This window comes from Virgibacillus salarius (assembly GCF_039521925.1).
Lineage (GTDB): Bacteria > Bacillota > Bacilli > Bacillales > Amphibacillaceae > Virgibacillus > Virgibacillus salarius.
Window position 1 is genome coordinate 1 of record NZ_BAAACY010000046.1, and the last position, 6488, is coordinate 6488.

Annotated in this window: 7 protein-coding genes; 4 read left to right on the forward strand and 3 right to left on the reverse strand. The window is 36.0% G+C overall.

Features of this window, described 5'->3' with window-relative positions; all coding sequences use genetic code 11:
• Window positions 1–650 precede the first annotated feature (650 nt).
• Window positions 651–1088 carry a DUF948 domain-containing protein gene (locus ABDZ84_RS06915; RefSeq protein ID WP_166531021.1) on the reverse strand — a complete coding sequence of 146 codons (438 nt, stop codon included), beginning with the start codon at window positions 1086–1088 and terminating at the stop codon, window positions 651–653.
• 204 nt (window positions 1089–1292) lie between these two features.
• Here ABDZ84_RS06915 and cwlD point away from each other — a divergent pair, with 204 nt between their 5' ends.
• The gene (cwlD, locus tag ABDZ84_RS06920; protein ID WP_166531020.1) at window positions 1293–2024 is read left to right on the forward strand and encodes an N-acetylmuramoyl-L-alanine amidase CwlD; all 732 of its coding nucleotides are present in this window, start codon (window positions 1293–1295) and stop codon (window positions 2022–2024) included.
• A 127-nt stretch (window positions 2025–2151) separates the two neighbouring features.
• Window positions 2152–3210 carry an Mrp/NBP35 family ATP-binding protein gene (locus ABDZ84_RS06925; RefSeq protein WP_026682799.1) on the forward strand — a complete coding sequence of 353 codons (1059 nt, stop codon included), beginning with the start codon at window positions 2152–2154 and terminating at the stop codon, window positions 3208–3210.
• Between the two features lie 138 nt (window positions 3211–3348).
• Here the strand turns inward: ABDZ84_RS06925 and gerD are convergent, their stop codons facing one another.
• Window positions 3349–3990, reverse strand: a complete 642-nt coding sequence (gene gerD / locus ABDZ84_RS06930; protein WP_026682800.1) for a spore germination lipoprotein GerD — start codon at window positions 3988–3990, stop codon at window positions 3349–3351.
• Between the two features lie 165 nt (window positions 3991–4155).
• Between gerD and ABDZ84_RS06935 the strand changes: the two genes are divergently transcribed.
• Window positions 4156–4812 carry a KinB-signaling pathway activation protein gene (locus tag ABDZ84_RS06935; protein ID WP_026682801.1) on the forward strand — a complete coding sequence of 219 codons (657 nt, stop codon included), beginning with the start codon at window positions 4156–4158 and terminating at the stop codon, window positions 4810–4812.
• Window positions 4813–4891: 79 nt separating this feature from the next.
• On the opposite strand, the gene pdaB is transcribed toward ABDZ84_RS06935, so the two are convergent.
• Window positions 4892–5650, reverse strand: coding sequence for a polysaccharide deacetylase family sporulation protein PdaB (pdaB, locus tag ABDZ84_RS06940; protein ID WP_166531018.1), 759 nt, complete (start codon window positions 5648–5650; stop codon window positions 4892–4894).
• A gap of 263 nt (window positions 5651–5913) precedes the next feature.
• Between pdaB and ABDZ84_RS06945 the strand changes: the two genes are divergently transcribed.
• Complete coding sequence (locus ABDZ84_RS06945; protein WP_026682803.1) at window positions 5914–6135, forward strand: hypothetical protein; 222 nt, start codon at window positions 5914–5916, stop codon at window positions 6133–6135.
• Window positions 6136–6488 lie beyond the last annotated feature (353 nt).

The window sequence follows — 6488 nt, forward strand, 5'->3', positions numbered from 1 at the left end:
CAGCTATCATTTTTTGATAACTGGAATCTTTTTTAACTTCATAAGGGCTAATTATGTCCCAGCCCCTTTTTTTAATAGTTTAGGAAATTAAAAAATTAGCCCATGTAGATAAATAGGGATGCGTTGAGCCGCTTCCGGCTTCAGCGCCCAGAAACGATACGACTTCACGAATCGCCCTACAGTCATCATCGGCTCGCAAACTCACCGTAATTCCTTTAACTCCGTTGACTTGCACCAGTCGCTACGTTTCTAATCGGACGCTTGCGCTTTTGTTCTTGGTTTTAATCGTAGTTGCCTTGCATATCTTAAAGAAACTTGTTTTTCTTCTGTTTCTGTCATTGTGATTCTTTTTTCTTGAAATGAAAATCCGCTGGCTTCATAAAGGGAGTGCCGTATATGTTTCCCTCTTGTACAGATAGTGGCTATAGCTTTGTATGACCTATCCTTAGTTTTACAATAGATATATTCACGTATGATCCCGCATTTTATAATATATAATATTCACTCCCCCTCATAATTCAAAAAAATAAGTGATGATAGCATTTAAGAGAAATTCTTAATCGAATAGATACAATTAAAAAAGGGATAATTGACCCTAAAGTGGTCTCATTATCCCTATATCAAATATGTGTTCTCATAAGTAATGCCTTTTAAGACTCCATGTCTATTGTATTTCGTCTTTTACTTTGCTGAATAATGTAGTAGGCCAAAGTGGCAAGCCCATAAATACCCTCCAAATGATTCCTTTTAGTAAATTCATTTCCATCTGTGTCCTTCTTCACTTTCATGACAGCATCTACTAGCGAAGAGGATGCGTAATTGGCTGCCCTTGTTGCATCGCCCACTAACTGAAATATGGGAGTTAATTCTTTAACTTGTTGATTTACTTCATGAAGCGTGTCATTCCCTGATCGTAGGGCTTCAGTAGCTTGAGAAGTAAGCTCTTCCATTTGTTGAGGAAGACCACTAGTTGTTTTCTGTAAATTATTTAATATCCCAGCAAGTTTATTAAGTGGTTTAATTAAAATAACTACAAGTATGAAAAGTGCTATTCCAATAATAACAACACCAATACCTAACCAATCCATTTTTTCTACCCCTTTCATGAAAATACATACAGCTTGCACCGATTTAGTTCAGTGCTACAAATTGGGTGTTTTGATATTTTCTTATGTATTTCTTTAATATACCACGAAACCATAAAAAGTAAACGGTGGATCATAGGATGTAATAGCATATTTTACCGGTATGTCCCATAAAATAGAAAAGCATAAAAAAAGGGGACGAGGGTCATGAAACATATTATGAAGATAGTCATATGGGGATTAGGTGCACTATTATTACTATTTCTTATTCAATTTCCGATTCAGAAAAATGAGTCCTCGTGGGTAGGCTCATCATGGTCGTTACCGCTATCTGGAAAAACGATTGTTATTGATCCAGGACATGGCGGACCAGATGGGGGGGCAGTAGGTAAGGATGATACGCTAGAGAAAGATATTTCCTTAGAAGTGTCTAAAAAACTGCAAAAGTACTTGCAACAATCTGGAGCATTGGTTTATCTAACACGTGAAGAAGATAAAGACCTAGCTGCGGAAGATACCAAAGGACTAGCAAGAAGAAAATCAGAGGATATTCGAAAGAGGCTAGCGTTTATAAAGGATAAAGAAGCAGACTTTTTTATTACGATGCACTTAAATGCATTGCCATCCTCTCGCTGGAGCGGAGCGCAAACATTTTATTTTCCGGGCATGGATGAGAATAAGCATTTAGCCAAAATGATTCAGTCTGAGATTATTCGCAATTTAGAAAACACGAACCGTACACCATTACCTATTAACAGCGTATATTTGTTAAAGCATGCCGAAGTTCCCGGGGCTTTGGTAGAAATAGGTTTTCTATCTAATGAGCGAGAGCTGGAATTGTTGAAGGATAGGAACTATCAACTAAAAATGGCAGCGAGTATCTATGAAGGTATTCTAAGGTATGCCACAGAAGATATGAAAGAAGAAAAGGATAACTAGCTAAGAAAACGATTACTATCCCTTTTATTACACAGCATATTACTTAGAATTTCTATGTTTTATGTTATACTAGCCTTGAATGAAATAACAATAAGGGCAGACAGTTTAAAAGGGATGGTGATTTATTGTGTTAACAAAAGATGAAGTTATACAACTGCTTAACCCTGTTAAAGATCCGTTTTTACATATAACGCTTGAGAAAACAGAAGGCGTAAAGGAAGTGACTATTAAGGAAGATAAGAAGCATATCAGTGTTAAAATTGGTATTGCTAAAACGAATACAGCTGAGCAGATGCAGCTTCAACAGGAAATTGTAGGCATTCTAAAGAAACATGGAGCTGTAACGGTTGGCTTGCGTTTCGAACAGTTACCAGACGATATCATTAAGAAGTATCAGCCAGCAGTTGAAGCAGAGCAAGAGGCTGCTTTAATGGGTGGTCATAAAAATACGAAATTCATTGCTGTTTCAAGTGGTAAAGGTGGCGTTGGTAAGTCTACTGTAACCGTTAACTTAGCAATTTCTTTAATGCGCTTAGGGAAAAAGGTAGGAATTATCGATGCTGATATTTATGGGTTTAGTGTTCCAGATATGATGGGAGTAGAGGAGCGCCCGGCTGTACGTGGTGAGAAGATTATTCCGGTAGAACGATTCGGTGTAAAAGTAATTTCCATGGGCTTCTTTGTTGAGGATAACTCACCAATTATTTGGCGCGGACCAATGCTCGGTAAAATGTTGAACAGTTTCTTTAAAGAGGTAGAATGGGGCGATTTAGATTATTTACTACTTGATTTACCACCGGGGACTGGTGACATTGCTATGGATGTTCATGAATTGCTTCCAACCTGTAAAGAAGTAATTGTTACTACACCTCATCCAACAGCGGCCTTTGTTGCTGCCCGTGCAGGACAAATGGCGTTGAAGACAGATCATGAAATTCTTGGTGTCGTTGAGAATATGGCCTATTTTGAAAGTAAGGCTACTGGTGAAAAAGAATATGTATTCGGTCAAGGTGGAGGTAAAAAGCTTGCTGAAGTGCTTAAAACAAAAGTACTTGGTCAATTGCCATTACAGCAGCCTTATGAGGAAGAAGATGAATTTGCTCCTTCCATTTACCAGCAGGATCATCCGAATGGACAAGCATATCACAAAATAGCTTCAAAAATTGTTGCGATGCTGGAAGAATAGTACGGCATAACCAGAAATCAATAGTAATTCAAGGCATGGTTATAATAATAATGAAAAAGCGGTCGCTTTGGCGTCCGCTTTTTAATATCTGCAATGCTGCTTGTTTAATCTAAATAAAGAAAGTGCTACAATGTGTGGCTATTGTCCCCCGCCAGATCCGCCACCGCTTTCGCTTCCTTGTTCTTCTTGGTTGCCTTCTTCACTTCCGCCTCCGCCTTTTTGTTGCTGGCCTTTGCTTTGTTTTTCAGCAGCCTTCAACAATGTTTCCTGCATTTTTTCTTGGAATAGTGGAGTTTCTAATGTTTGTTGAATGGTTTCTTCTAAGTGAGCGCGGAATTGTTGACTTTTTACTACTTCTAGCATCTGTTCTGTCATCTCTGGGTTTTGTAACAGCTCGAGCATTTGTTTCTGATAGTCTGCATCATTCATTAAGCTTTTAATCAGCTTTATATGTTCATCTTTCATCGATTTTGTATATTCTTTTACAAAATCCGTATCCTGAAAAAGCTTTGTCCACATTTCTTTCCCTTTTTCAGAAACAAGGGCCTCATTAATGGATTTTTTCACTACATCAGATTCCATGACTAGCTCTTGTTTCATGGTATCATCTGTCATAATTTCTCGTAGTGCTTTTTTACCATCTTCAGTCTGTAATATATCAACAACCATTTTTTTGGTTGTGTCATACTGTCCTTCCTTTTCAGAGGCATTTCCGCCGTTACAGCCACTAATCAAGATGACAGATATCATGATAACGGCTAAATAAATGGATCGAATCATTAGGAAATCCTCCTTCCTCTTCTTACTTAATATGAGTGACAGAAATGAAAAATATTCGCTTTAGGAAGGAAAAAAGTGTCCCTTCATGATAAAATACCTTTAAACAGCTTAAAATAGAGACAGTTAATTATTGGTCATTTTACATAGTGGTAGGAGGAAGCAGTTTTGAATAGTCGAAAATTGGTGCATTTCTTTTTTAAAACATTGTTCATAGGTGGGTTAGCTGGATTGTTAACCAGTTTTTTTGTAAAAGCTGAAGATTATGCAGCAAACCTTCAACCGTTTAACGTAATGGAATTATTTGGCTTAGTTATTTTCTTTATAGGTATTGGTTTAGTGTTTAGTGTTATAAGTCAAACTGGTTTTTTCGCATATTTATTTATTAATCGATTTGGGTTAGGAATGTTTCGGTCTTTCTGGTCAACCGTTCAAGTTCTGCTTATAGCATTTGTTATATTTGATTTAGTTTACTTTCCTTATCAAGCTACAGATGGTGAGGTAGCTATTTATTGGTTTATCTTGATGGCTGTTGCCATTTTGGCATACGGTTGGATTGTCGCGAAGATTAAAGCAAAAGAAACGAATCGACAGGCTTTTATTCCAGCTCTATTTTTAATGGTCGTTATTACAACAGTTGAATGGGTACCTGGGCTTCGAACAGAAGGTACAGATTATGCTTGGCTTATGATTATTCCTTTACTTGCATGTAATACATATCAGCTATTAGCACTACATCGAATAAATAATAGTGACTCTGTAAAGGCTTCAACGGAAGCAAACAGATCAAGTCAGAAGAAGCATGTGAACCCAAAGAAAGCATAAATCAAAAGCGCCGGTATATGATGCATACCGGCGTTTTAAAGCGTTACATATAGAAGTGAAAAGATTTTCAGCCAATGGCTTAATCCACTAATTTTGGTTCAGCATGTGCCTGATTAATTAATTCAGTAATTGAAACAAAGGTGAAGCCCTTGTTTTTTAGCCCTGGGAGAATCGTCTTCAACGCACTTGCCGTTTGTTTTGCAGAATCTGATGCATGGAATAGCAAGATATCTCCGTTAGTAGTTTTCTTCATTACGGTATCAACAATAGAATCAGTCCCAGGATTTTTCCAGTCATTAGGATTGACATTCCAATGAATCACTTTATAATCCATGTTTTCAGCTACTTCAATGATCTCTTTATTAAAATGGCCACTCGGTGGGCGTAATAAATTTACATCATCGTAACCTAATTTATCAAAGGCTTCTCTCGCCTTTTTTAAATCTCTCTGTACTTCCTCTATATCTTGATCAAGATAACTTTTGTAACGATAACCTAATATTCCTAGGTCGTGCTTGCCTTCTGTTATCTTTTTTAAAATATCTGGATGTCTTTCAGCCCACTCACCGCTTACAAAAAAGGTAGCTTGTACATTCTTTTCTTCAAGGGTTTTTAATATATCATATACTCTTTCCTCTCCCCAGCTAATATTAAATGTCAAAGCAATATCACTTTCGTTTGCATTGCCTTTCGTTAGTGCAGTTGGTTCTTTATTAGAGAATACAGAAAAACTTCCATTTCTTTCAAACCAAATAAACGTAGCAGTAAATAAGGCAAATAAAATCACAACAAGCCAGCGTTTCCATCTATTAAATCGCCATACATAGAAATGTTCCATTCTACCGCTCCTTATAACTTGTCCTTTATAAAAAGCTATGCTGAGAAGAATGAAATAAGAACAAGTAATGAAAAAAACTTAGTAAAATTGTTCTGTTTTACGGATGTAAATCTGATTTTTTTGGGAATAGTATGCAGTAGAAGGAATTTTCTCGTAAGAAAAGGGAACAACCGACAAAATTCAACCATTTCTGCGAATAAATCTGATATAACTGTTTTTTTAAAAGGTAAAGATAACCTGAATTGAAATATGAGGTGAACGCATTGTTAGGATTGTTAATCAATGAGATAGAACAAAAAGAAGTAGAATACTTATTAAGAAGAGAATTGGAAGAGTTGCTAATGGATCTAGAAGATCATCGAATTGATCATATGGTTAAACGAGCAATGAAGGAAAGATACAATATCCTATTTCAATTATTTCGGAGAGTAGCTAATGAAAATGAGTGCTTGAAATATATGCCGAAACGCAGTGAGAATCAATAAAAAATTAAAAGAATCTCCATAGGTATTTCATAGTATTGGGGGTTCTTTTACTTTCTAACAGAAGAAGGACTCTTTAAATTTATTGAACTTAAATAAACTTTTTTTAAATAAACTATTGAAGTCCAGACGTTTATATGCTATATTATTTTTTGTTGTCAACAAATGACGCAACACATTATAAAATAGTTTTCATCAAAAAATATTTTAAAAAACATGTTGACAATCACTTGGAATCATGATAAATTATATCTTGTCGCAAAAAACGACAAAACATTAAAATTGATCTTTGAAAACTGAACAAAACAACCAGTATGTCAAGAGAAAAACATGCAACTGTTTTTTCTTAAAAATAA

Coding starts and splice junctions, on each gene's coding strand:
- gerD (WP_026682800.1), bottom strand. CDS start 3,990: ATGATTCGATCCATTTATTTAGCCGTTATCATGATATCTGTCATCTTG.
- cwlD (WP_166531020.1), top strand. CDS start 1,293: ATGAAACATATTATGAAGATAGTCATATGGGGATTAGGTGCACTATTA.
- ABDZ84_RS06915 (WP_166531021.1), bottom strand. CDS start 1,088: ATGGATTGGTTAGGTATTGGTGTTGTTATTATTGGAATAGCACTTTTC.
- pdaB (WP_166531018.1), bottom strand. CDS start 5,650: ATGGAACATTTCTATGTATGGCGATTTAATAGATGGAAACGCTGGCTT.